We start from the raw sequence: 23,047 nt of genomic DNA, 5'->3' as shown, positions 1-23,047 counted from the left end.
TAAGGTATGAAAATCGCTTTTCAAAATTGCGTTTGGTATAATTATGGACAATCTATGAGGGCTAAAAGGGGTTTTGATATGAGATCAAAAGTGGTAAAAGTAATTCTACTCATTACAATTGCATCTTTCTGTTTATTTGCATATGGCTTTGTTTCAGGTGTAAATGATGTATTAAATCCGAAAGCTTCAAATTTAATTAAAAAGACCGATGTAGTGGCGAAGGAGAAAAAGAAAACGGGAACGTTACAAATCGTCAGTTTAGGTGATTCATTAACGCGTGGCGTTGGTGATAAAGAAGGAATTGGCTATGTTGGGCGAATGAAAGAGGATTTACAAAAAGATTATAAGCAAAAAATTGCATTAACAAATTTAGCAGTTAGTGGTGCAAAAATGCCCGATTTATTAAAACAAATTGAAAGTAATGGCGCTCAATATTCAATTAAACAAGCAGATGTAATCGTGTTAACCATTGGTGGGAATGATTTGTTCCCAGGCTGGGAATCGCTTGGGAAAATAGATTTAGAGACGTATCGTCCTGACACAGAAACATTTCAAAATGAAGCAAAGAAAATTATAGAAGAAATTCGTAAATTAAATACAGATAGTCCGATTTTTTGGCTTGGCTTATACAATCCTTTTGAAGATGTAGAAGATTTAAAAGGGGCTTCAAACATTGTTGTGGACTGGAATGCATCTTTAGAGAAGTTAGCGCTAAACGATAAAAATGTGTATATTACACCGACATTTGATTTATTCCAAAACCGTGGGAAAGATTTATTATACTCTGATCATTTTCATCCGAACGAAGTAGGTTATACGTATATGGCAGAACGTTTAGTTCAAAATGTTGTAAGTAAATTAAAACTAGAACAAGGAGGGGTAAAATGACGACGATACTTTCCGTACGAGACTTGAAGAAGGTAATTGGAAAGAAGACTCTTGTAGAGAATATTTCCTTTGATGTAAAGCAAGGAGAAGTGTTCGGGTTCTTAGGACCAAATGGTGCTGGAAAGACGACTACCATTCGAATGTTAGTTGGATTGATTAAGGCGACAGAAGGTACGATTTCTATCGGTGGTTATTCGATTAAGGAAAATTTTAGAGAAGCGATGCGTCAAATTGGGAGTATCGTTGAAAACCCAGAGTTGTATACATATTTAACGGGATGGGAAAATTTAAAGCAATTTGCTCGTATGTTAGGTGATATATCAGATGAACGTATTATTGAAATTGCTGAAATGGTTCATTTAGATGAAAGAATTCATGACAAGGTAAAAACGTACTCACTTGGTATGAAACAACGGCTTGGAATTGCGCAGGCGCTCCTTGGGAATCCAAAATTGCTCATATTAGATGAGCCAACGAATGGTTTAGATCCAGCAGGGATTAGAGAACTTAGGGAATTTATACATAAGCTTGTAAAAGAAGAAAATATGAGCGTGTTTATTTCAAGTCACTTGCTAAGTGAGGTGCAAATGATATGCGATCGCGTTGCTATTATTCATAAAGGAAAGATGATAACAGTTGCCAAAGTTGAAGAATTAATTAAAACAGCAAGTGACCGCGTAGAATGGATTGTTACGCCGATTGGGAAGGCAAAAGATATGCTAGAAGATGCTGAGGAAGTAAGAGAAGTGAGTATAGAAGGTGATCGATTACTATGCCGCATGAATATCGCATCTATAAGTAATTGGAATAAACATTTTGTAGAAAACGGGATAGATGTACATAGTGTTAAGGAACTTGTATTTACGCTAGAAGATTTATTTATTGAACTCACAAGGGGTGAGCAGCATGCGTGAATTTGCGAATCTAGTTTTAAACGAATCGGAGAAGATTTATCGTAAGAAGCGTATTTTTGTTGTTATGCTTATTTTAGCAATCTTGATCCCGCTTTTTGTGTATGCGCAGTATCGTGAAATAGAAACGACACAAAAAAGACTCGGTACAACTGATTGGAAGGTTTCATTGCAACAGCAAATTGTTGATTCCCAGAACCGGTTGAACAATTCTAGGTTGCCAGAAGAATGGCGTGATTGGTTAAAGGTAAGAGTTGAGCAGCAACAATATTATTTAGATCATGATATTAACCCGATGGCACCGGGCGCACCAACTTTTGTAAGGGCGTTTATTGAGCAAGGAATTACATTATTTATTCCACTTCTCGTAATGATTGTCGCCATTGATATTGTTTCAGGAGAACGAAGTGATGGAACGATGAAGATGTTACTTACGCGGCCGATTAGGCGCTGGAAAATACTCCTTAGTAAATACGTAACGATGTTATTTTTCATTTCGCTCATACTGCTCCTTGTAGGTGTGTTTGCATACATATTATCAGGGCTTGTATTTGGATACTCGGGATGGAATTTACCTGTGTTAACTGGATTTGTTATTGATAAGGAAACGTTAAATACGAATTTTGTACATCTTATTCCGCAATGGCAATATATCTTGATGGCGTATGGATTAGCTTGGTTTGTTGCTATCGTTGTCGGAACTATATCATTTATGGTCTCTGTTTTAATTCGTAATACACCAGCTGGTATGGGCGTTATGCTAGCTGCATTAATTGCAGGCGGTATTTTAAGCTCGTTCGCAACATCTTGGGAAGGTGCGAAATATATTTTTAGTGTGAATTTATCATTAACAGATTATCTATCAGGGAAACTACCTGCATTACAAGGTTTATCGATGGGGTTTTCTTTGATGAACTTAACTGTTTGGGGAGTTGTGTCTCTTATCATTTCATTTGTAGTATTTACAAAGCAGGATATGGTGAATTAATTGGACGGGAAGTGACAGTATGGAAAATGTTTTAAAGAATGATTGGGAGCCACTATTGGCACCAGAATTCGAGAAAGAATATTATCGTAAGCTAGCTGATTTTTTGAAAGAAGAGTACAGTACACATGTTGTTTACCCAAAGAAAGAAGATATTTTTAACGCTCTAGAGTATACAAGTTATGAAAATACAAAGGTCGTTATTTTAGGACAAGACCCATATCATGGGCCGAATCAAGCGCATGGTTTAAGCTTTTCTGTACAACCTGGTGTTAAAACGCCGCCGTCATTGTTAAATATGTATAAAGAGCTTCGAGATGAATATGGGTATGACATTCCGAATAACGGTTATTTAGTGAAATGGGCAGAGCAAGGAGTATTACTACTAAATACTGTATTAACAGTTCGACAAGGCGAAGCAAATTCTCATAAGGGAAAAGGATGGGAGCATTTCACTGATCGTGTAATTGAGCTGTTGAATGAACGTGAAAAGCCAGTTATTTTCATATTGTGGGGACGCCATGCACAGGCGAAGAAGAAGTTAATTACAAATTCAAATCATCATATTATCGAATCTGTACATCCAAGCCCACTATCAGCAAGACGAGGTTTCTTTGGGAGTAAGCCATACTCTAAAGTAAATACGATTTTAGCTAATATGGGCGAGAGAGAAATTGATTGGGAAATTCCAAATTTATAAATAGAAAAGGTAGTTAACAGTCGTTAACTACCTTTTCATTATTGTTGCTCGTTCTTTAATTTTGCATCTAGTACAAACGTGCCAAATGGGATAACTGATGAAACGAATGCCCCAAGTGCCCATAAAATTGATTTACGGTGTACGATTGTTACTTGAATTACTGCGAAGATAAATAAAATAAATAAAACACCGTGAGCCATGCCTGTAATTTTAACAGCTGTTGCAAATCCTGCGAAATATTTTAATGGCATTGCTACAAATAATAGTAGTAGGAAAGAAATCCCCTCAATAAGTCCAATTGCTCTTAATCGTCCGATTGGTGTAGATAACATGTAAAATAGCCTCCCTTAACGTATGCTTGTTTATAGTAAATTTGTATTCTTTTTTAAAATAAAATAGTCTATTTTGTTTCATTATATACAAAAAGAAAGTTTACACTACGAGAATAGTGCAAAGTTCAAAATATAGTCACAAAAGCATGGTAATTTAAATAAAAACCTATTTGAAGTGTTTGACTTCAAATAGGTTTTATGAGTGGAAATATTAAACAAGTGCTTCTTTTTTTAGTACGAACTTCTCTACAACCTTTGCTACACCGTCATTCATATTTGTATCTGTTACATAGTTTGCAATTTCCTTAATATCATCAGGTGCATTGCCCATTGCGACACCAAGACCGGCGAATTCAATCATCGCCTGATCGTTATAGCTATCGCCCATTGCGATAACTTCTTCGCGCTTAATGCCAAGTTTTTGGATTAATTGGTTTAAGCTCGTTCCTTTTGTAACACCGGCTTCAGTAAATTCTAAGAAGAATGGTTTAGAACGCATAACGCTTAATTGTCCTTCTAGTTGTTTTTGTAATTTCTTTTCTACTTCAACAAGGCGTTCAGCTTCTTTATTCATTAATACTTTTACTACAGGCTCTTTAACAGCAGCTTTAAAGTCATCTACTACAACGATAGGCATACCAGTAATATCGCCCTCAATTTCAGTATAAGGATTATTTTCTTCCGTTACGATATCATCGCCAATATAAGTATGAATCCATACATCTTCAGTTTTACTAATTTCAAATAAGTTGTGAACGATTTCAGGAGAAAGCGTACTACTAAAGATTTCTTCGTTTGTTTTACAGTTAATAATTTTTGCGCCATTAAAAGATAGAATGAAACTGCCGTATTCTTCTAAACGAAGTTCTTTCGCTACATTGCGCATACCAAACGTTGGACGTCCAGAAGCAAGTACAACTTTTACACCTTGTTCTTGTGCAGTCATTAGAGCTTCTTTCGTACGAGGTGAAATAGTATGGTCGTCACGTAATAAAGTATCATCTAAATCTAAAACAATCATTTTATAAGTCATATTGAAAATTCCCTTCTTTATTTAAATCAAATATATGTTCATGGAGATGTAAGAAATAATAGTAAGACATCGAACCTCTTTAAAAAGAAGTAGATTCATTTTTATGAGTGTTTTTCTCATCATATTAATTAATAATCATTGGGGATGGACAAAACCCCAATGATTAAATGTTTATTTTATCGTAACAACTCTAAAGGTAGAGTGCAATAATGGAAGTTTTCCAATTTACGATACTTGTTTTATTGTCGAACGAGAAAATAGTATTTCTAGTAAGATTGCCATTACAGCCCCAAGAACGAGACCATTACTTAGGAATGAAGCTAGAAATGGTGGAAGCGTGGAATATGCTCCTGCTGGAACGAACATAACCCCAATTCCTGTGAAGATTGACAGACCTGCTACTTTAAATAATCGTTCTTTATCCTGTACTGTTTCGTATTCTCGAAAGGCGAGACCGATCATGCTTGCAAATACAGGATAAATGGCAGCATAACCAACTGCAACTGGGATTGCCGCAAAGAATGAAGTGATCTTTGGGAATATACTAACGACAATAATAAAGCTTGACCCTAATATAAATGGGAGGCGTTTATAAATATTAGTCGTTGCAATAAAACCTGCTGATCCAGAAATAGCGACAGGTCCGATAGCCGAAAACAGGCCGCCTAGTAATTGATTGATTCCTGTTATAATACCGGCCTGTTTAAAACGATCTGATGCAGCATTTTCTTCATATTTAGAGACAACCTTTTGTACAACGCGAATACTTGCTAACATATTTGTTAGAAGTAAGAGTGTAACGAAAATGACCGTAATTACCATGTTCCATTCAACACGAGGCATTCCGAAAACAAATAAGGATGGAAAACGGATTATGTCTGTCACTGGTGTTATTGGATTGGATAATCCAAAGCATGCGAATAATATCCAGCCGCAAACGATACTGAAAAGAACAGAATATTGTCCGATAATAGGTAGCTTCATGATGAAAAAGGATAGTAAAATAACAATGAGTGAAAGAATAAATACATTAGGTTGTACTTCTGTATGTTTTCCATCCAGGCCGAACATTCCTTTTAAGAAGGAACCACTAAGTTGTGCAACAAGAAGAAATAAGTACGTTCCAATGACTGTCGGTGTAAAATAGCGAACGAGTTTATCAATAAGTCCAAAAACGCTAAGAATAATACAAATGATACCGCTTAATAAGAAAGCATATTGAAGAACTTTAAGTGTCTCATTGTTTGATCCAAATAATACGACACCTAAACTTGCATATAGGGAGAAAATTCCCCACCAAAGGCCAGCAGGACCTTCTTGAATAGGAAGTTTATGCCCAAATATAGCTTGTAAGAGACCAGCAAAGCCTAGAACAAATAATGTTCTTTGTACGAATGCGATAGCTTCAGCGCCATCAAGACCATAACTAGTTGCGACGCTAATTGGTACAATAAGACTCCCAGCTAAAATAAATAGTGCCCATTGTAAGGCGGAAAGAAATGTTTTCATTATATCAACCTCTTTCATAGATTCCGTATCTAGTATATATGTATTTCATTTCCACTGGCAAAGATTGTAGATAGAGAAAAGAGTTGAAACATGATATGAATGCACGTAAGCAATTATGGATAGCAGTTATATGTATGACTTTTGTTGTAATTCTAGGAACATTAGGATTTATGACAATTGAAGAGATTAGCTTATTTCAAGCATTTTGGATGACGATGATTACCGTATTAACGGTGGGATACGGAGACGCCATTCCTGTAACACATGCAGGAAAAGTTTTTGCGCTCCTTATCATACCGGTTGGAGTCGGTATTGTTACGTATGCAATTGGTGTAGTGGCAGCTATGATTATTGAAGGGAATTTATTTCATGCAGTACGGAGGAAGAAGATGGATAAACAAATAGCACAGTTACAAAATCATATTATCGTATGTGGTTGCGGTAGAGTAGGGCTACAAGTTGTACATGAATTGCAAGAAAAGAAGATCCCATTTGTCGTCGTGGATAAAGATGAAAGCATATTAGAGAAGGAAAAGCTTTTATATGTACATGGAGATGCAACAGAAGACAAAGTGTTACAACATGCTGGGATTTCAAAGGCAGCTGGTTTAGTTGCTATCGTAGCAAATGACGCTGAAAATGTATTTATTACGTTAACTGCAAGAGGATTAAACGATGCAATTAAAATTGTGGCAAGAGCAGAAAAACCAGAAACCGAAGACAAATTAAAGAGGGCTGGTGCAAATAAGGTGATTAATCCATCTAGTATGGCAGGGATTCATATTGCAAAAGGTATTGCGAATCCGTTAACAGTTCATTATATTGATACAGTACTGTATGGCGTGGAGCAGTCATTTGTAATTGAAGAAATTGCAGTAGGTAAGGGCTCTATTTTAGCTAATAAATCATTATTAGAGAGTGATGTTAGAAATCAATTTGATGTAACAATTTTAGCGATTTTGAGAAATGGGAATGTTATACATAATCCAACGGGGCAGGAAAAGTTGCAAGAACATGATATGATAATAGTATTTGGTTCAGTAGAGAAGCTGGGACAATTTGAGAAAGAACTACAAAGTACGAGGTGATAAGGGATGCAAATATCAAGCGATAAGATTTTAAATAAAATGGCGAATGAAATTGCAAAGGCAAAAAGTAGTGAAGGACAAAAATCAAAAGAACATGTATTAGTTGTGCGTGCTTTATGTGATTTATTATTAGATGAGCAAGTTGAATCTTCTACGTATAGAGAGCCACAAGTTCAATCACAAATAATTGGATCACAACCAATCACGATGCAACCAATTGCACCGGTTTCTAATGAGCCAGTATATATAAAAGAAAGTGATGCAAACGGTAATTCTTTATTTGATTTTTAGAGGATAAATCGTTTGGCTTATATGAAAAAATTGCTTATGATAAAAGTAAAAAAGGGGAATTAAGATGAAAATTTTCTTTTTACTAGGTTGTATTGCAGCGGGGCTATCTGTTGCGTTAGGGGCTTTCGGAGCACACGGTTTAGAAAATAAAGTTTCTGCAAAAATGTTAGAGGTTTGGAAAACAGGTGTTACATATCAAATGTTTCATGCAGGTGGACTATTTGTAGTTGCTTTATTGATGGATAAAATTCAATCATCACTCTTAACTACTGCTGGTTGGCTTATGGTAGCTGGGATCATTATGTTCTCGGGTAGCCTGTATGCATTAAGTACAACAGGTATTAAGTTCTTTGGTCCAATTACACCTCTTGGTGGTGTAGCGTTTATTGTGGCATGGATCTTAGTTGGAACTGCAGTTGTAAAAGGATTATAAAAAACAAAAGCTGGCATACGCCAGCTTTTTTTATGGTCTTGGAGCATAAGTTGCTTGTTGACTAGGCAAATACGTAATTTCTTCTGGGAATTCTACATAATCTAAGTAAATCATTAATAATAAATAACGTTTCCCTGATTGTGGCTCACTAATTACGATGTGATCACGACCAGCCGCTTCGATAATACCCGTATAGGATTGTGTACCGAGTGAACTACCACGCTCATAAGTCATTACAACTGTGGCTTGCTTGCCCTTGTTCAAGCGAAGAATATTTTCAATATATGACTGTTCTAGAGGTAACATGCCTTGAGAAACAGCATATTGAGCTTGCGCAACTTGTTGTTGCATTGCTTGCTGCTGTTGCTGTGGGGTCATTTGTTGCGGTTGTACGTAAGTTCCAGATGGTTGATAGAAACCTGTTCCGTAATACGGATTTTGTTGCTGTGCCATTCAAAAATCCCTCCTTGTTTTCATTCCTTAATATATGCTAGGGCAATCCCCAGCATTTGGCTGGAAGAAGCAGTGCTTTTTGAAGCGACCAGAGTTTTGCTGATTATACCAAGTTGGTGGACATGCACCCTCAGGCCTAAAAAACCATAAGGCAAAATTTGCAGGCCAAAAACGTTGTCCTTGAATCGTTCGCCTTGCTAATGCGATATCTTGTTCCCTTGCACGTTGATAAAAATAACCTTTTTGAGTTGCCTCAAAACCACCAGGATTTTGATACACCATTTGACGTAAATTACGAATATTTTTAAAGTCTAAACAATTCCCGCGGACACGATTTACTCCAACGTTTCCGACCATTAACATCCCCTGTTGTCCTTCACCTTCAGCTTCAGCACGCATCAGTCTAGCTAATAACTTTACATCTTCTTCGTTATACGCGATAACGCCCATTATGTGTCACCTCTCTTTTTGGAATACCTTGTGGAAAGAGGTTTATGTCTAGATGAAGTGTGTAACAATTACTAGTTCATACGTATGAGAAAAAGGACTCAGATATGACAACCAAACAAAGTTTTACATGGAGAGTGGAAAATAAAAAAAGCTAGCGTGAGCCAGCTTTTTTATTAAAAAACTTTAGACCATAAGTTTGAGAAGAAATCACCGATAGAGCGCATTGTTAATACAAACCAATTTGCTTTTTCAACTTCTTCTGTCGTTTTTGCAGTAACTTTCATACTTTTACTACCGTCTAAGAAACCATATTTATCGGTTGATTCTAAAGTAATCGATCCTACTTTTGCATCTTTCTTAATAGGAGCAATTAAATGACCATCTTCAGCAAGAGATTTATCTACTTCAGTTCCAATTTTATAAGGGTCTTTGCTACCTTTTTTTGCAATTACGGTTATTTCTTTTTCCGGTGCAACAGTTACTTGATCCTCTTTCCCTTGTACTACAGAGAGTGTATTGTTTTTATCGACCTTTAGTTTTTGTTTTTCGAAGTTATTAAACCCGTATTCGATTAACTCACGAGATTCTGTGAAGCGCTCGTCCATTGATTTTGTTTTAATAATAACCGAAATAAGACGTACATCACCGCGTTTAGCAGTAATAGTAAATCCGTATCCAGCTGTATCAGAACTTCCGGTTTTTAAACCATCAGCACCTTCATAAGCGAAAGCAGCTCCTGGTAACATCCAGTTCCAGTTTTCCATACGAATTGGTTTCGGATGATTATCTGGGAAGTTTCTAAATCTTTGTTTTGTATCCTCTAGCATTTCTGGATACTTTGTAATCATTGCTTTTGAAAGTATACCCATATCGCGAGCTGACATAGAGTTTTCTGCATTTGGATCAGTACCCTCAGGATGTTTTCCTTTTAAGTCAGCGTTATTTAAACCAGTAGCGTTTACAAATTTATATTTCTTTAACCCTAGTTTTTTTGCATGTTCATTTGCAAGATTTAAGAAGTTTTTCTCACTTCCTGCAAGAAGTTCTGCTAAGGCAATACTAGATCCGTTTGCAGAGAAGATAACGATAGAATGATATAGTTCTCTTACAGTATATTGACGTCCTTTTTCGAACGGCACGTTAGAGAATTCATTATTACGTGAAACTTCATAAGCGTAATCAGAAATATTTACCTTTGTATCCCAAGTGATTTTTCCTTCTTTAATTGCTTCTAACACGGCATAAACAACAATTAATTTTGACATACTAGCGATAGCTAGTAATTCATCTGGATTTTGTTCATGCAGTATTTTTCCTGTATCTGCATCAAATAGAAGTGCAGCAGCTGCCTCAATGTGTATTTTTTCTTCCGCATGGGATGTTGTTACTCCTAAGGAAGAAATTGACAATAGAAACACTAGTAAAATAGAAAAGATTTTCTTCATATACATTATCACCTTCGCATCGTTATTAGCATATAGCTCGTACCATTTTAGCATAAATTTGGATATAGAAAGGTTACAATTTTGTAAGGTATTTAAAAGGATTTGTCGATTTTTGTTCAAATTTGCGGAAAAAAGAAGTTTTTTGAGGAGAAATATAGAGGGGAATAAAAAAAGGAACGAATTTCGTTCCTTTTTCACGATTTATATGTGTAAAAATTTCTCTACCTTTTCGTCTGGTAAAATGTTTCCGACGAAAAATGTTCCGAATTCACCATAACGAGCACTTACTTCATCGAAGCGCATTTCATATATAAGCTTTTTAAATTGAAGAACATCGTCAGCGAATAATGTTACGCCCCACTCAAAATCGTCGAATCCAACAGATCCTGAAATAACTTGGCGTACTTTACCTGCATACTGGCGACCAATTTTACTATGACTGTACATCATTTTCTTACGTTCCTCCATTGGAAGCATGTACCAGTTGTCATCACCTTGGCGACGCTTGTCCATTGGATAGAAGCAAATATGATTTGCTTTCGGTAACTCAGGATATAAGCGAGCTAAGATTTGTGGATTTTGGTATGGATCTTCATCAGCTGGAAGGTAGTTGCTTAGTTCAACAACAGATACGTAAGAGTATGCAGGAACCATATATTCAGCTAAAGTTGTTTTATTCAATTCTGTTTCAATTTCATTTAACTCTTCCATTGTTGGACGTAAAATCATAAGCATAATATCAGCTTTTTGGCCAACAACTGTATACATTGCGTGACTGCCCTTTTTCGCAGCAGCTACGTCGTTCCATTTTTCAACGACATTTAAAAATTCAGACACAGCTTGTCCGCGTTCGTCGCTAGATAATGTTTTCCATGCAGCCCAATCAATAGAACGTAAATCATGTAAACAATACCAGCCATCTAACGTTGTTGTTGCTTCACTCATTCTATTCACCTCAGTTAATGATAGTTTTACACGTTAACTATAGCATATATAGTTTTAAAATCATCTATATAAAACCTTGGCGCATAAAATTGTCACATTTAAGTGTTTAAGCAAGGTGAATTTAACGGCTGAATTTTATGAAAATATAATCATTTTTATTTTATCTATTTTTTGGGAGCTATAAGTTTAAAATATAGAGGAAAAGAAGTATTCTTAAAGATAGAGTTTTTTAACATATGTAGGAGGGTTTATTCGTGAGCAACTTATTTACAACAGTAAAAGAAAAAGTTCAAGGAAAAGGCATTTCTATCGTACTTCCTGAAGGAACTGATGAAAGAATTTTAGGCGCTGCAGAGCGTTTAGCAAAAGAAGAGTTAGTAAAACCAATCTTAGTTGGTAATAAAGAAGAAATTAGCGCAAAAGCTGCTAGCATGAATTTAACATTAGCAGGCGTTGATATTTACGATCCAGCTACATACGAAGAAATGGATGCAATGGTAGCATCTTTCGTTGAACGCCGTAAAGGTAAAGCAACTGAAGAAGACGCTCGCAAAATCCTTAAAGACGAAAACTACTTCGGTACAATGCTTGTATACATGGGCAAAGCACACGGTTTAGTAAGTGGTGCAGCTCACTCTACAGCTGATACAGTTCGTCCAGCACTTCAAATCATTAAAACAAAACCAGGCGTTACAAAAACTTCTGGCGTATTCATCATGGTACGTGAAGAAGAGAAATATGTATTCGCTGATTGTGCAATTAACATTGCACCAAATAGCCAAGATTTAGCTGAAATTGGTATCGAAAGTGCGAAAACTGCTGAACTATTCGGCATTGATCCACGCGTTGCTATGTTAAGCTTCTCTACAAAAGGTTCTGCGAAATCTCCAGAAACAGAAAAAGTTGTAGAAGCAACTCGCATTGCAAAAGAAATGGCTCCAGAATTAGCTCTAGATGGAGAATTCCAATTCGATGCTGCATTCGTACCATCTGTAGCTGAGAAAAAAGCTCCAGGTTCTACAATTAAAGGTGATGCTAACGTATTCGTATTCCCAAGCTTAGAAGCTGGTAATATCGGCTACAAAATCGCTCAACGTTTAGGTAACTTCGAAGCAGTAGGACCAATCTTACAAGGTTTAAACATGCCTGTAAACGACCTATCTCGTGGATGTAACGAAGAAGAAGTGTACAAGTTAGCTTTAATTACAGCAGCTCAAGCACTTTAATTCTATAACGAATTGAAATAAAGACCGTCGCTAAAATAGCGACGGTCTTTATTTTTCTAAGCCAAGTGCTTTATTGTTACGATCAATAATACGTTGTAAATTCGTCTCATATAAAGGTATTTCATCTATTGTTAATTGAGATGGTGTTAACTTTGGAGCGAATTGCTGCAATGTTTTTAAAAGGCGCATCATTAAATCTTGTACTGTAATGGTTTCGCCAAGTAATTCTGAAAGTGAAGCCATCGTACTCGGTACAATTTCAGGATAAGTAAAGCGTGTTTCTTCTCCTTGAATGGCTAGGTTGTAGAAATCACGAACAAGTGCGGCACGTTCAGAGCCACTTCCTGTAGCACAGAGATAAATTTGGACAGCGACACCACCGCGAATACGGCGCTGTGAAATACCAGCAAATTTTTGGTCGCGAATACTTAAATCGTAGCTACCAGGGCAGTAAGAACCAACGATTTCTTTTGCCTCAATTGTAACATCGTAATCCTTTAAAATTTCCTGAATTAAATGCCACATTGTATCGTATCCAAGATCAATATCGATACCTTTTTCCGTCTCTTGGAATAAAAGTGATACGTTTAACACACCTTCATCAAGTACGACTGCAAGCCCGCCAGAATTACGAACGATAACATTGAAGTCGTTTTCTTTTAAAAAGGAAATACCTTCTTCTAAGTGTGGTAGGCGTGAATCTTGAATGCCAAGAACAATTGTATTGTGATGAACCCAAGAGCGCATTGTTGCAGCTGATTCGCCCTTTCCAATGCTTGTGCATAATGTATCATCCATTGCGAATGATTGAAGTGCATGGAATGTTGGTCCTAAACTAGACTGATCTACAATACGCCACTCTGGCTGAGATAAAATGGAACGGGAATTGCTCATATAACTAACCCCTTATCTTTAAAATGACAATCTCTATTATAGCAAAAAATAATGAAAGTAGTTTTTAAGAGAAAACCTTACTGAATTGTAAGGTTGTTGTAAGGAAAGTGAATTGGTTAAATGATCTAAGATGGCTAAACTAAGAGATGTAATTATTGATTTTAGGAGGCATACAAATGAAAAATGTTAAATTAGGAATCGTAGCGATTATGTCAGCTGCTGTATTTAGTGGCTGTTCTATTATGGATATGATTGCACCACAAGCAACGGGTGTTGTTATGTACGGAGATGAAACAGGCGTTCAACAAACAATGGATCAATATAAAGATAAAATTGAATCTCAAAATAAATTTGAAGCTAAACTAGCTACTGTTAATGAGAAAAAGGTTTTAATCATGAATAAAACAACGGCTGAGAAGATGGTAAAGGAAAACATGCTGAAAAAAGTAGTGAAAGAAGATGTAGAACCTATTAAAGCATTGCCGGCTATTTCTGATGAAGCTGGAATTGTATTTGCTAAAGAGGAACAAAAAGATGTAGTAATTGATGGAAAGAAAATGAAGTACGAAGGCAATGTAGTAATTGGTGATGCGCGTAAATATACAGATATGTATGCAGTTGTTAGTGATGCAGAATATGCAAAAATAAGTGAACCGGTAAAAACAATTGGTTTAGCATCCTTTAAAGAGAATCCAAAGGAAAAGATTTTTCCAGATATAAAGAGGGATTCTAAAGTAGAAGAAGCACATATGGTTGAAGTGAAATAACAAAAAGGATGCATGTAATGCATCCTTTTTACTCTGCAATTTTTTCTAAATTACCGTTTCGATCCATTCGGAAAGATGTTTGAGAACGTTCTTCTTCATCCATGACTGCCAACTTACGAGCGCGGTTCATAATGTTCATAAGTGTTTCGTAATCTTCTTGTACAGTATGAGATTGTTTTTCTAATTTTTCCAGTTTCTTTTCTAGTTCTTCATTTCGAAGGATTTGTGATTTAATTTCTTGTTTCAATCTCGTATTCTCGTTTTCAAGAGCTGTCACTTTTATATTTGAAGATCCGACTGTTTGTAAAAAATAAATAACATCTTGCATTGTCATAGAGCCTTTTGCAGTAGGAACGGTAGTTTCTTGATATGGAGTAGCTTCTTTATATTGTACAATTGATTCCTCTTGTACGAACTCTTCATAATTAGTTATCGAATCTGAAGCTGGTGGTGTATAAAGTAAACGTTTTTTCGCTTGTTCACCACTTGCAGCACGCATTTTATCTTTACGATGTTTTTTTGCTAGTTGAAGAGCTTGTTCATAGCTATAGCGAACAACAGCATTCCAACGGAAACCACAGGCAGCCGATGTACGATTTAATCTGTCTCCTACTTCTTCAAATGCATTTAATTGAGTGCTTCCTTCTCGAACGTGACGAAGTACAGTTTCAGCAAGTAATAAATCATCCTCATCCGTCCAAGCATCTTGTCTTACTTTCATAGATTCAACTCCCTTTCTTTTTATGAACTTCCTATTTTTATAATGGGCAAAAAAGTGAGCTTTTATACAAAGCTTTTAAAAATATGGTAGATTTCGATGAGAGGTATAAAGTGAAACTTTCATCAGTGGGGAGGTTCTTCATCCCCTACCTAACTTCTTTGCTTTCGCTGAATTTTAAGGTGGGGATCTTACTGCCCATTAAAGCGGGATAAATTTTGCCAAGAATGATGGAAGGTGCTGTAGGAAAATATATAAATATGTAGCATTATATGAGGAAAGAGCGTCGAAAGGAAACTTGCAACGAGCTTCAAAGAGCGGTAAAATACCATTTAGTGTTTATTTTTAAATGTACTTGAGAAAAGTTTAAAATAGAGGAAGTGTTATATAATGGGAAACGAATTTCGTGTGTGTGATGATTGTCAGGCAACGAACGTTAAAACGCTGATTCCAAAGCTAAAAAAAGTAGATTCATGTGCAACGATTGAAGTTGGATGTCAGTCTTACTGTGGCCCTGGCCGTAAAAAATCATTCGCATTTGTAAATAATCGTCCAGTTGCAGCGCCAACAGAAGACGAATTAATTGTAAAAATTGAAGCAAAGTTAAATAAGTAAGGAAAAGAAGAGTGAACAGATTACTCTTCTTTTTTTATGCCCATAAGAGGAAGAATCTATTCTGAGAAAGCTTAACTGGTGATGATAATAGTTCATGATAGATAGGCATTATCTATTTATTAAGGTCTCGGCCTATATGAATTTGTATTTCAAAATAATGGTTGACAGTCTTTTGAAGCGATAGGTAGAATAGAAGGTGTCTGATTCTGAGAATCATTATCAGAAAAGGGCCGATTCATTTAATTTTTTTATTGCTATTTGAGAATAAATTTCATTTCATTAAATTAAACATATGTTGTTGGTTAGGATGGTTGAGGGATGGAAGCGAGCGCAAGGAGTATAGAACAGCAAGATGTGAATGTTAAAGAGATTAAGAGCAGGCCGCTCATTGCCTCTATTATTTTAGTAGCAGGTACAATTTTGTTAGCTTTAAGCATGGCACTGTCTATTTCGTTTGGTGCTGCAGATATTAGTTTAAAGACTGTATGGCAAGCTGTATTTCAGTTTGACGGTTCTATTACGCATCATAATGTAATTCAAGAACTTCGCATGCCTAGAGCAATAGGGGGCGTAGTAGCAGGTGCCTTTTTAGCGGTATCAGGAGCAATTATGCAAGGTATGACGCGAAATCCACTTGCATCCCCATCGTTAATGGGGATTACAGATGGGGCTGTATTTGGAATTGCAATTATGTATGCATTCTTCCCTAATTCACCTTATTTAATGTTCGTTATCGCATCTTTTATTGGTGCTGCGTTTGGAGCGAGCATTGTATATGGAATTGGATCTTCTTCACCAGGTGGATTAACGCCTGTGAAATTAGCTTTAGCGGGTGCCGCGATTAGTGCTTTATTAGGGGCCATTTCATCTGGAATTGCGCTATATTTCAATCTTGCCCAAGAGGTAAGTATGTGGAATGCAGGCGGAGTTGCTGGAGTGAAATGGGAAAGTATTAATATGTTAGTACCGATTGGTCTAGTTTGTCTCTTCATTGCAATTATGATGTCGAGGTATATTACAATTTTAAGCTTCGGTGAAGAAATTGCGATTGGACTTGGTCAAAATACGACATTAATTAAATTTATCGGGACAGTACTTGTTCTTGTGTTAACAGGTTCGGCAGTTTCTATGGCAGGATCGGTTGGATTTGTTGGTCTTGTCATCCCACATATGACTCGTTTCCTTGTAGGCTCAGACTATAGATGGGTTATTCCATGTTCTGCGGTCTTAGGCGGGCTGTTAATTGAATGTGCAGATATGTTATCTCGCGTTATTAATCCGCCGTTTGAAACGCCAATTGGAGCAATTACAGCGCTAATTGGGGTTCCATTCTTCCTCTACTTAGCACGTAACGAAGGGAGAGGAAAAATGTGAGGACAAGTGTCTTAACAAAAAAGAACGTTTCGGTTTTAACAATTTTAGTAGGATTAATCGTTACTGTATTTTTAGTGAGTTTAAATACAGGGACATTTAAAATACCGCCAATGGACGTATTAAAGTCATTGGTTGGACTCGGGGCTGAAGATCAGTCTGTTATTTTATTTGAATTCCGTATGCCGCGTATGGTCATTGCTATATTAGTTGGATCTGCTTTAGCTATGTCAGGTGCGATCTTGCAAGGGTTATCACGAAATCCACTTGCTGATCCAGGTATTATCGGTATTAACGCTGGAGCGGGATTAACAGTTGTTATCTTTGTCTACTTTTTCTTCGGGAAAGTAGGAACTGGTACATTTTTATCTGTATTCATTCTTCCGTTCTTCGCACTAGTTGGAGCGATATTAGCAGCTGTTATTATTTATTTACTAGCATGGAAAGACGGCGTTTCATCTACTCGATTGATACTTGTTGGTATCGCTGTTGCAGCTGGGTTTGGTGCTGTTAGTTTAATTTTTTCTATGAAGATGACATCTAACGATTTCCGCTTTGCTACGATTTGGTTAGCAGGAAGTCTTTGGGGCACAGATTGGAAGTTCGTGCTAAGTGTCCTTCCATGGATGGTTATTTTCTTGCCACTAGCTATTAGTAAAGCACACATACTAAATGTAATGAACCTAGGCGACTCTACAGCAGTTGGTCTTGGTGTAAACGTAGAAAAGGAAAGACGTAAATTATTATTTATTGCAGTTTGTTTAGCGGGTGCATCTGTCGCTGTTGCCGGAGGAATTGGTTTTATCGGTTTAATGGCTCCCCATTTAGCGAGGCGCCTTGTTGGTGGGAAACATCAAATTATGCTGCCTACAGCTGCACTAATAGGAACGTTTTTACTTTTATTCGCAGACGTAATTTCAAGAAGTGTGTTACCAACTTCAGAAATACCGGTCGGTCTTGTTATTTCTGTAATTGGTGCACCGTATTTTATATACTTACTTATGAGGACAAAGTAAAGGGAGGCTTTTTGTATGGCAACTTTAGCAGTTGATGCGGTATCTGTTGGCTATAATGAAGGGTTAATTATTGATGGATTAACAGTTGAAATTCCGGAAGGGAAAATTACAACAATTATTGGACCAAATGGTTGTGGAAAGTCCACATTATTAAAAACGGCTTCTCGTATTTTGAAAGCAAAAAAAGGTACTGTTTATCTTGACGGAAAAGCAATCGAGAAACAACCAACGAAAGAAATCGCAAAGAAAATGGCAATTTTACCACAGACTGCAGAAGTACCAACTGGCCTTACTGTATTTGAACTCGTTTCATATGGACGCTTTCCTCATCAAAAAGGATTTGGAACGTTGAAAGAAGAGGATTATCGCTACATTCATTGGGCACTTGAAGTGACGGGAATGACAGAATTCGCAAATCGTCCAGCAGAGGCATTATCAGGTGGGCAACGTCAACGCGTATGGATTGCGATGGCTCTTGCACAAGGGACAGAATTACTCGTATTAGATGAACCGACAACGTACTTAGATATGGCCCATCAATTAGAAGTATTAAACTTATTGAAAAAGTTAAATGAAGAAGAAGGTAGAACGATTGTTATGGTTATCCATGACTTAAACCATGCTTCTCGTTTCTCAGATCATATGATTGCATTAAAAGCTGGTAAGTTAATGAAACAAGGAACGCCAGATGAAGTGATGACGAGTGAAACACTTCGTAATGTATTTGAGATTGAAGCTCAAATTGTTCCATGTCCAGTAAACTGTAAGCCAATTTGTTTAACGTATGATTTAGCGATGATTAGTAATCAATTGCGTAAAAAAGCATAAGTAGAATCCCCCTCGTAAAGAGGGGGGGCTTCTAATGGACGTTGAGCTTCTTATTAGTAAATAGGAAGTTGAACACCCGTTAGAACGGGGGCATAAGCAACAATTAATCAATATATATTTATTAATTGTTAACCTTGTTTCTTATAGTTCACTGTAACTTATAAGAGAAATACAGCTAGAAGGAGTGGGAACATGAAGAATTTTAAAATGGCGTTATTAGCAATGGTACTAGTCGTTACTTCTGTACTATTTGCAGCTTGTTCTAACAAAGAAGAGAAGAAAGCAGATGCGAAGGATGCGAAGACTGAAGAGCGCACTGTACAACATGCAAAAGGGGAAATTAAAATCCCTGCAAATCCCAAGAAAATTGCTGACCTTAGTGGTTCAACAGAAGAATTATTAATCTTTGGTATGAAACCAATTATTACTGCTAATACATCTCAAGAAAAAATTGATGCACATATTGAAAAGAAATTAAAAGACGTAAAACCAGTTGGTTCTGCTTGGGGAGATAAAATTAACATCGAAGCAGTAGCTGCTGCAAAACCAGACTTAATTCTTGTAAATAATCGTCAAGAAAAGATTTATGATCAATTATCTAAAATTGCACCAACAGTTATGTTAAAAACTCCATTAGACCAATGGCGTCCAAAATTCGAAGAAGTAGGTCAAATCTTCGGTAAAGAGAAAGAAACAAAAGAATGGTTCAAACAGTATGACGAAAAAGCAAGCAAATTACATGACAAAATCGTTGCGAAAACTGGCGATGCTAAATTCATGAAAATGGCTGCATATCCAAATGCTTTCCGTGTATACGGTGACTACGGTTACGGTAGTGTAATCTTTAATGATTTAAAATTACCAGCAGTTAAAGGTACACCAACTGATAAACCGTTAGTACAAGTACAAAAAGAAGCTTTAATCGATTACAACCCAGATTACTTATTCGTATTTACGACTGGTGACGGTTCTCAGCGCCTAAAAGAATTCCAAGAAGAATCAATTTGGAAAAATATGAACGCTGTTAAAAACAACCACGTATTTACAATTAAAAACGAAGAATTAAACAAAGGTTACTTCCCACTAGGTAAAGAAATGATCTTAGATGAAGTTGCTGAGTTCGTTTTAGGGAAATAATATATAAAAAGAGATCACTTTTACCCCGGTAAAAGTGATTTTTTCTTTATATAAGGGCAATTAATATAGTCTTTCATTTCTTTCTGTTTCCTATTTCGTTTATAATATATAGTAAGAATGCAGTAAAGAAAGGGGGATGTCGGAAAGTGGTATATTTAAACGACAAACTCAGCGAAACAAAAGTGTTTAAAGACCCGGTACATAAATATGTGCACGTGCGCGATCGTGTTATTTGGGATTTAATCGGAACGAAAGAATTTCAACGCTTGCGCCGTATTAAGCAGCTTGGAACGACATTTTTTACATTTCACGGTGCAGAGCATAGTCGCTTTACTCATTCGTTAGGTGTATATGAAATTATTCGTCGTATGATTGATGATGTGTTTGATGGCAGACCGAATTGGAATGCTGAAGATAGATTGTTATGCTTATGTGCGGCATTGCTTCATGATGTCGGTCACGGTCCGTTTTCTCATTCGTTTGAAAAAGTATTTTCATTAGACCATGAGAAATTTACGCAAAAGATTATCGTTGGAGATACAGAAATTAATCGTGTATTAAGTCGTGTGGATAAAGATTTCCCACAAAAGGTAGCCGATGTAATTGCGAAAACATCTACTAATAAATTAGCGATTAGCATGATTTCCAGTCAAATTGATGCAGATCGCATGGACTATTTATTAAGAGATGCGTATTTCACTGGCGTAAAGTATGGAAACTTTGATATGGAACGTATACTGCGCGTTATGCGTCCGTACGGAAATCAAGTAGTTATTAAAAATAGTGGTATGCATGCTGTTGAACATTATATTATGAGTCGTTATCAAATGTACTGGCAAGTATATTTCCATCCAGTAACACGCAGTGCTGAAGTTATTTTAACGAAGATTTTACACCGTGCAAAATCATTGCACGAGAAGTACTATACATTTAAGAATCATCCGGTTCATTTCTATTCTTTATTTGAAGAAGAAGTAACAGTAGAGGATTATTTAAAGTTAGACGAGAACGTTATGTATTATTACTTCCAAGTATGGCAAGACGAAGAGGATCCAATTTTAAGTGATCTATGCCGTCGTTTTATGAATCGAAACCTATTTAAATATGTAGAGTTTACAGATAAGCACGGTTTAGATAATTGGATGGAATTAAGTAGCTTATTTAAAAAGATTGGACTCGATCCAGAATACTATTTAGTAGTTGATTCAACATCAGACTTACCGTACGACTTTTACCGTGCTGGTGAAGAAGAAGAACGTCTACCAATCTTACTTCTTATGCCAAATGGAGAACTTAGAGAGCTTTCACGTGAATCGGATATTGTTGAGGCGATTACTGGTAAGAAGAGAAGGGATCAAAAGCTATTCTACCCGCATGATTTAATCTATGAAGATGGAAGAAAAGGAAAATATAAAGAGAGAATCATCGAGTTACTCGAAGGCAAAAAATAAGAAGCAGCTAAAAGCTGCTTCTTATGAAAGAACTTGAAATTATTTGTCGCTTAAGCGTTTTCCGCCAACTGCATAATGGTTTTTAGACATTTCTTCGATGAAAACAACGATGTTTTCTTCAGGAGCACCAGTTGTTTCGCTTACTGCTGCTGTTACTTTCTCAGCAAGAGCTTTCTTTTGTTCCTCTGTGCGTCCTTCTAGCATTTTCACTGTTACGTATGGCATATATAATCGCTCCTTTTATGTAAGTTACACTCTTATTATAGCGGATTATGTGGAAGAACAATCAAAAAACAAATAATTTCTTTTTTGACATATGGAAGAGGAGATGAAGTATGGATCAGTTATTTAGATACCCGTTGCACCAAATTCCTTTGGTAGCAATGGCCATTATTATCGCATTATCAGTGCATGAATTTGCGCATGCATATGTAGCATATAAATTTGGAGACGATACAGCAAAGAGACAAGGGCGCTTAACTTTATCACCGATGGCACATTTAGATCCTATCGGGATGATTGCTGTATTAATTCTTGGTTTTGGTTGGGCGAGACCAGTTCCTGTTAACCCATATAACTTTAAAAGACCTCGTCTTGCAGGTATATTAGTTTCAATTGCAGGACCGATTAGTAACTTAATTTTAAGCGCAATCGGTTTAATTATTTGGTATAGCTTATTAACATTTGGTGTATTAGACTCAATTCCATTTGCAGTAGCAGATACGCTAGCTCAATTTTTCCAGATTTTTATTATGTTGAATATCGTTTTACTTGTCTTTAACTTATTACCAATCCCGCCACTTGATGGATATCGCGTAGTGGAGGATTTAGCACCAACAAATATTCGTGCGAAAATGACACAGTATGAAAAATACGGGGCAATTGCTTTATTAATTCTAGTTATTACACCGCTTAGCAATTACACAATCCAACCTATTTTTAATGTTGTCATTCCATACGTATTTGCATTTTTAAACAGTATTATTGCGCCTATCTTTGGCCTTTTATAATCATTAAGTGAGGAGGAATTTACATATGACAGAGAAAAAGAAAAAAATCGGTTTTAATATCGTGAAAAATGATTCAACAGATGGACATGGTGGTTTTGGCGTTGGGGCATTAAGTCTAGAAAACATTTCACCTGTATTTGTCGATGTACTAGAGAAAACAGCATTTGTTGATATCGGTGCGATGCATGCACGTAGTACAGTAGAAAAAGGTATTAAGTTTTTAACAAATAAAGATGAAGTTCCAAACGGAAAACCATACTGGCTTGTATGGGTAACGATTGAAAGAACAGCAACAGGTGCGTATTACGCAGGTGTAACAGCTTGTGAAATGACAGTTGACCGTGAAATTCGCCGCGGATATAAGTCACTTCCAGAGCACGTAAACAAAATGGATAAATCATTGAAGCGTCACATTATGGTTGAACATATGGACGAATCATCTAAAAAAGTACTTGGTACATTCTTAAAAGAACATAATGAAGCGATTTGGAACGAGTCTAGCGAAGAATTGCGCCGTGCTTTATTAAGTGAATAAAAAATAGCTGACGGAT

27 protein-coding genes are annotated in these 23,047 nt (G+C 36.5%); 17 read left to right on the top strand and 10 right to left on the bottom strand.

Translation table 11 applies throughout. The features are described from left to right. Positions 1–6: 6 nt before the first annotated feature. From PQF83_RS18710 to PQF83_RS18695, 4 genes are read left to right on the top strand one after another with little or no spacing between them, the layout of a single operon-like run. Entirely contained in the window at positions 7–888 is an 882-nt protein-coding gene (locus PQF83_RS18710; RefSeq protein ID WP_141402918.1) for an SGNH/GDSL hydrolase family protein, read from the top strand. Further along, the gene (locus PQF83_RS18705; RefSeq protein ID WP_000207715.1) at positions 885–1,802 is read left to right on the top strand and encodes an ABC transporter ATP-binding protein; all 918 of its coding nucleotides are present in this window, start codon (positions 885–887) and stop codon (positions 1,800–1,802) included. Before PQF83_RS18710 ends, PQF83_RS18705 begins: the two co-directional genes overlap by 4 nt. After that, complete coding sequence (locus PQF83_RS18700; RefSeq protein WP_001206493.1) at positions 1,795–2,787, top strand: ABC transporter permease subunit; 993 nt, start codon at positions 1,795–1,797, stop codon at positions 2,785–2,787. Before PQF83_RS18705 ends, PQF83_RS18700 begins: the two co-directional genes overlap by 8 nt. A 19-nt stretch (positions 2,788–2,806) precedes the next feature. Next, the gene (locus PQF83_RS18695; protein WP_000432522.1) at positions 2,807–3,484 is read left to right on the top strand and encodes a uracil-DNA glycosylase; all 678 of its coding nucleotides are present in this window, start codon (positions 2,807–2,809) and stop codon (positions 3,482–3,484) included. A 38-nt stretch (positions 3,485–3,522) separates the two neighbouring features. Here PQF83_RS18695 and PQF83_RS18690 read toward each other — a convergent pair whose 3' ends face one another. From PQF83_RS18690 to PQF83_RS18680, 3 genes are all read right to left on the bottom strand, one after another. Next, on the bottom strand, positions 3,523–3,816 hold the full coding sequence (locus PQF83_RS18690) for a DUF3817 domain-containing protein (protein ID WP_000953390.1): 294 nt from the start codon (positions 3,814–3,816) through the stop codon (positions 3,523–3,525). A gap of 211 nt (positions 3,817–4,027) precedes the next feature. After that, positions 4,028–4,849: a Cof-type HAD-IIB family hydrolase gene (locus PQF83_RS18685; protein ID WP_000221376.1), complete on the bottom strand. Its 822-nt coding sequence runs from the start codon at positions 4,847–4,849 to the stop codon at positions 4,028–4,030. A 225-nt stretch (positions 4,850–5,074) separates the two neighbouring features. Then, on the bottom strand, positions 5,075–6,358 hold the full coding sequence (locus PQF83_RS18680; RefSeq protein WP_000847023.1) for a purine/pyrimidine permease: 1,284 nt from the start codon (positions 6,356–6,358) through the stop codon (positions 5,075–5,077). Between the two features lie 95 nt (positions 6,359–6,453). Between PQF83_RS18680 and PQF83_RS18675 the strand changes: the two genes are divergently transcribed. The 3 genes from PQF83_RS18675 (at position 6,454) to PQF83_RS18665 (ending at position 8,170) form a co-directional block, all read left to right on the top strand. Beyond that, positions 6,454–7,446, top strand: a complete 993-nt coding sequence (locus PQF83_RS18675) for a potassium channel family protein (RefSeq protein ID WP_000993997.1) — start codon at positions 6,454–6,456, stop codon at positions 7,444–7,446. Positions 7,447–7,452: 6 nt separating this feature from the next. Then, on the top strand, positions 7,453–7,737 hold the full coding sequence (locus PQF83_RS18670; protein ID WP_001167357.1) for a YwdI family protein: 285 nt from the start codon (positions 7,453–7,455) through the stop codon (positions 7,735–7,737). Positions 7,738–7,801: 64 nt separating this feature from the next. Then, the gene (locus PQF83_RS18665; protein ID WP_000688322.1) at positions 7,802–8,170 is read left to right on the top strand and encodes a DUF423 domain-containing protein; all 369 of its coding nucleotides are present in this window, start codon (positions 7,802–7,804) and stop codon (positions 8,168–8,170) included. A gap of 30 nt (positions 8,171–8,200) precedes the next feature. On the opposite strand, the gene gerQ is transcribed toward PQF83_RS18665, so the two are convergent. The 4 genes from gerQ to hemQ form a co-directional block, all read right to left on the bottom strand. Continuing rightward, entirely contained in the window at positions 8,201–8,623 is a 423-nt protein-coding gene (gene gerQ / locus PQF83_RS18660) for a spore coat protein GerQ (RefSeq protein ID WP_000068644.1), read from the bottom strand. Positions 8,624–8,650: 27 nt separating this feature from the next. Continuing rightward, positions 8,651–9,073 (bottom strand): cell wall hydrolase CwlJ, encoded by a 423-nt coding sequence (gene cwlJ / locus PQF83_RS18655; protein ID WP_000538165.1) that lies wholly within the window; start codon positions 9,071–9,073, stop codon positions 8,651–8,653. 173 nt (positions 9,074–9,246) lie between these two features. Beyond that, positions 9,247–10,524, bottom strand: coding sequence for a serine hydrolase (locus PQF83_RS18650; protein ID WP_001998707.1), 1,278 nt, complete (start codon positions 10,522–10,524; stop codon positions 9,247–9,249). A gap of 195 nt (positions 10,525–10,719) precedes the next feature. Continuing rightward, positions 10,720–11,463, bottom strand: coding sequence for a hydrogen peroxide-dependent heme synthase (gene hemQ, locus PQF83_RS18645; RefSeq protein WP_001287585.1), 744 nt, complete (start codon positions 11,461–11,463; stop codon positions 10,720–10,722). 254 nt (positions 11,464–11,717) lie between these two features. Here hemQ and pta point away from each other — a divergent pair, with 254 nt between their 5' ends. Continuing rightward, positions 11,718–12,689, top strand: a complete 972-nt coding sequence (gene pta, locus PQF83_RS18640) for a phosphate acetyltransferase (RefSeq protein WP_000067214.1) — start codon at positions 11,718–11,720, stop codon at positions 12,687–12,689. Between the two features lie 48 nt (positions 12,690–12,737). Here pta and PQF83_RS18635 read toward each other — a convergent pair whose 3' ends face one another. Continuing rightward, positions 12,738–13,583 carry a lipoate--protein ligase family protein gene (locus PQF83_RS18635; RefSeq protein ID WP_000071925.1) on the bottom strand — a complete coding sequence of 282 codons (846 nt, stop codon included), beginning with the start codon at positions 13,581–13,583 and terminating at the stop codon, positions 12,738–12,740. A 176-nt stretch (positions 13,584–13,759) separates the two neighbouring features. On the opposite strand from PQF83_RS18635, the gene PQF83_RS18630 reads away from it, so the two are divergent. Further along, positions 13,760–14,350 (top strand): lipoprotein BA_5634 family protein, encoded by a 591-nt coding sequence (locus PQF83_RS18630; protein ID WP_000800128.1) that lies wholly within the window; start codon positions 13,760–13,762, stop codon positions 14,348–14,350. A 28-nt stretch (positions 14,351–14,378) separates the two neighbouring features. Here PQF83_RS18630 and PQF83_RS18625 read toward each other — a convergent pair whose 3' ends face one another. After that, a complete protein-coding gene (locus PQF83_RS18625; protein WP_000868375.1) occupies positions 14,379–15,071 on the bottom strand; it encodes an RsfA family transcriptional regulator in 693 nt (230 codons plus the stop codon). 387 nt (positions 15,072–15,458) lie between these two features. Here PQF83_RS18625 and PQF83_RS18620 point away from each other — a divergent pair, with 387 nt between their 5' ends. The 6 genes from PQF83_RS18620 (at position 15,459) to PQF83_RS18595 (ending at position 21,486) form a co-directional block, all read left to right on the top strand. Continuing rightward, the gene (locus PQF83_RS18620; protein ID WP_000526077.1) at positions 15,459–15,683 is read left to right on the top strand and encodes a DUF1450 domain-containing protein; all 225 of its coding nucleotides are present in this window, start codon (positions 15,459–15,461) and stop codon (positions 15,681–15,683) included. Positions 15,684–16,001: 318 nt separating this feature from the next. Then, complete coding sequence (locus PQF83_RS18615) at positions 16,002–17,057, top strand: FecCD family ABC transporter permease (RefSeq protein ID WP_000388276.1); 1,056 nt, start codon at positions 16,002–16,004, stop codon at positions 17,055–17,057. After that, positions 17,054–18,070, top strand: coding sequence for a FecCD family ABC transporter permease (locus PQF83_RS18610; RefSeq protein WP_001260776.1), 1,017 nt, complete (start codon positions 17,054–17,056; stop codon positions 18,068–18,070). The genes PQF83_RS18615 and PQF83_RS18610 overlap by 4 nt, the downstream gene beginning before the upstream one ends. 15 nt (positions 18,071–18,085) lie before the next feature. Next, positions 18,086–18,898 carry an ABC transporter ATP-binding protein gene (locus PQF83_RS18605; RefSeq protein ID WP_000212060.1) on the top strand — a complete coding sequence of 271 codons (813 nt, stop codon included), beginning with the start codon at positions 18,086–18,088 and terminating at the stop codon, positions 18,896–18,898. A 192-nt stretch (positions 18,899–19,090) separates the two neighbouring features. Beyond that, on the top strand, positions 19,091–20,035 hold the full coding sequence (locus PQF83_RS18600; protein ID WP_000787743.1) for an ABC transporter substrate-binding protein: 945 nt from the start codon (positions 19,091–19,093) through the stop codon (positions 20,033–20,035). A 146-nt stretch (positions 20,036–20,181) separates the two neighbouring features. Continuing rightward, positions 20,182–21,486: an HD domain-containing protein gene (locus PQF83_RS18595; protein ID WP_000262739.1), complete on the top strand. Its 1,305-nt coding sequence runs from the start codon at positions 20,182–20,184 to the stop codon at positions 21,484–21,486. A 39-nt stretch (positions 21,487–21,525) separates the two neighbouring features. On the opposite strand, the gene PQF83_RS18590 is transcribed toward PQF83_RS18595, so the two are convergent. Beyond that, positions 21,526–21,711 carry a 2-hydroxymuconate tautomerase gene (locus tag PQF83_RS18590; RefSeq protein ID WP_001147171.1) on the bottom strand — a complete coding sequence of 62 codons (186 nt, stop codon included), beginning with the start codon at positions 21,709–21,711 and terminating at the stop codon, positions 21,526–21,528. Between the two features lie 110 nt (positions 21,712–21,821). Between PQF83_RS18590 and PQF83_RS18585 the strand changes: the two genes are divergently transcribed. Together PQF83_RS18585 and PQF83_RS18580 are read left to right on the top strand one after the other, a co-directional pair. After that, positions 21,822–22,496, top strand: coding sequence for a site-2 protease family protein (locus PQF83_RS18585; RefSeq protein WP_000372461.1), 675 nt, complete (start codon positions 21,822–21,824; stop codon positions 22,494–22,496). 25 nt (positions 22,497–22,521) lie between these two features. Next, entirely contained in the window at positions 22,522–23,031 is a 510-nt protein-coding gene (locus tag PQF83_RS18580) for a YwhD family protein (protein WP_000136688.1), read from the top strand. The last annotated feature ends 16 nt before the right edge of the window (positions 23,032–23,047 follow it).

It is taken from the genome of Bacillus sp. FF-1, assembly GCF_028548245.1.
Classification (GTDB): Bacteria; Bacillota; Bacilli; order Bacillales; family Bacillaceae_G; genus Bacillus_A; species Bacillus_A paranthracis.
This window is presented reverse-complemented; position numbering and strand designations above follow the sequence as displayed.

What these genes read in the sequence shown, in the direction of transcription:
- PQF83_RS18710 (WP_141402918.1), top strand. Translation starts at nt 7, where the DNA reads ATGAAAATCGCTTTTCAAAATTGCGTTTGGTATAATTATGGACAATCT.
- PQF83_RS18705 (WP_000207715.1), top strand. Translation starts at nt 885, where the DNA reads ATGACGACGATACTTTCCGTACGAGACTTGAAGAAGGTAATTGGAAAG.
- PQF83_RS18700 (WP_001206493.1), top strand. Translation starts at nt 1,795, where the DNA reads ATGCGTGAATTTGCGAATCTAGTTTTAAACGAATCGGAGAAGATTTAT.
- PQF83_RS18695 (WP_000432522.1), top strand. Translation starts at nt 2,807, where the DNA reads ATGGAAAATGTTTTAAAGAATGATTGGGAGCCACTATTGGCACCAGAA.
- PQF83_RS18690 (WP_000953390.1), bottom strand. Translation starts at nt 3,816, where the DNA reads ATGTTATCTACACCAATCGGACGATTAAGAGCAATTGGACTTATTGAG.
- PQF83_RS18685 (WP_000221376.1), bottom strand. Translation starts at nt 4,849, where the DNA reads ATGACTTATAAAATGATTGTTTTAGATTTAGATGATACTTTATTACGT.
- PQF83_RS18680 (WP_000847023.1), bottom strand. Translation starts at nt 6,358, where the DNA reads ATGAAAACATTTCTTTCCGCCTTACAATGGGCACTATTTATTTTAGCT.
- PQF83_RS18675 (WP_000993997.1), top strand. Translation starts at nt 6,454, where the DNA reads ATGAATGCACGTAAGCAATTATGGATAGCAGTTATATGTATGACTTTT.
- PQF83_RS18670 (WP_001167357.1), top strand. Translation starts at nt 7,453, where the DNA reads ATGCAAATATCAAGCGATAAGATTTTAAATAAAATGGCGAATGAAATT.
- PQF83_RS18665 (WP_000688322.1), top strand. Translation starts at nt 7,802, where the DNA reads ATGAAAATTTTCTTTTTACTAGGTTGTATTGCAGCGGGGCTATCTGTT.
- gerQ (WP_000068644.1), bottom strand. Translation starts at nt 8,623, where the DNA reads ATGGCACAGCAACAAAATCCGTATTACGGAACAGGTTTCTATCAACCA.
- cwlJ (WP_000538165.1), bottom strand. Translation starts at nt 9,073, where the DNA reads ATGGGCGTTATCGCGTATAACGAAGAAGATGTAAAGTTATTAGCTAGA.
- PQF83_RS18650 (WP_001998707.1), bottom strand. Translation starts at nt 10,524, where the DNA reads ATGTATATGAAGAAAATCTTTTCTATTTTACTAGTGTTTCTATTGTCA.
- hemQ (WP_001287585.1), bottom strand. Translation starts at nt 11,463, where the DNA reads ATGAGTGAAGCAACAACAACGTTAGATGGCTGGTATTGTTTACATGAT.
- PQF83_RS18635 (WP_000071925.1), bottom strand. Translation starts at nt 13,583, where the DNA reads ATGAGCAATTCCCGTTCCATTTTATCTCAGCCAGAGTGGCGTATTGTA.
- PQF83_RS18630 (WP_000800128.1), top strand. Translation starts at nt 13,760, where the DNA reads ATGAAAAATGTTAAATTAGGAATCGTAGCGATTATGTCAGCTGCTGTA.
- PQF83_RS18625 (WP_000868375.1), bottom strand. Translation starts at nt 15,071, where the DNA reads ATGAAAGTAAGACAAGATGCTTGGACGGATGAGGATGATTTATTACTT.
- PQF83_RS18620 (WP_000526077.1), top strand. Translation starts at nt 15,459, where the DNA reads ATGGGAAACGAATTTCGTGTGTGTGATGATTGTCAGGCAACGAACGTT.
- PQF83_RS18615 (WP_000388276.1), top strand. Translation starts at nt 16,002, where the DNA reads ATGGAAGCGAGCGCAAGGAGTATAGAACAGCAAGATGTGAATGTTAAA.
- PQF83_RS18605 (WP_000212060.1), top strand. Translation starts at nt 18,086, where the DNA reads ATGGCAACTTTAGCAGTTGATGCGGTATCTGTTGGCTATAATGAAGGG.
- PQF83_RS18600 (WP_000787743.1), top strand. Translation starts at nt 19,091, where the DNA reads ATGAAGAATTTTAAAATGGCGTTATTAGCAATGGTACTAGTCGTTACT.
- PQF83_RS18590 (WP_001147171.1), bottom strand. Translation starts at nt 21,711, where the DNA reads ATGCCATACGTAACAGTGAAAATGCTAGAAGGACGCACAGAGGAACAA.
- PQF83_RS18585 (WP_000372461.1), top strand. Translation starts at nt 21,822, where the DNA reads ATGGATCAGTTATTTAGATACCCGTTGCACCAAATTCCTTTGGTAGCA.
- PQF83_RS18580 (WP_000136688.1), top strand. Translation starts at nt 22,522, where the DNA reads ATGACAGAGAAAAAGAAAAAAATCGGTTTTAATATCGTGAAAAATGAT.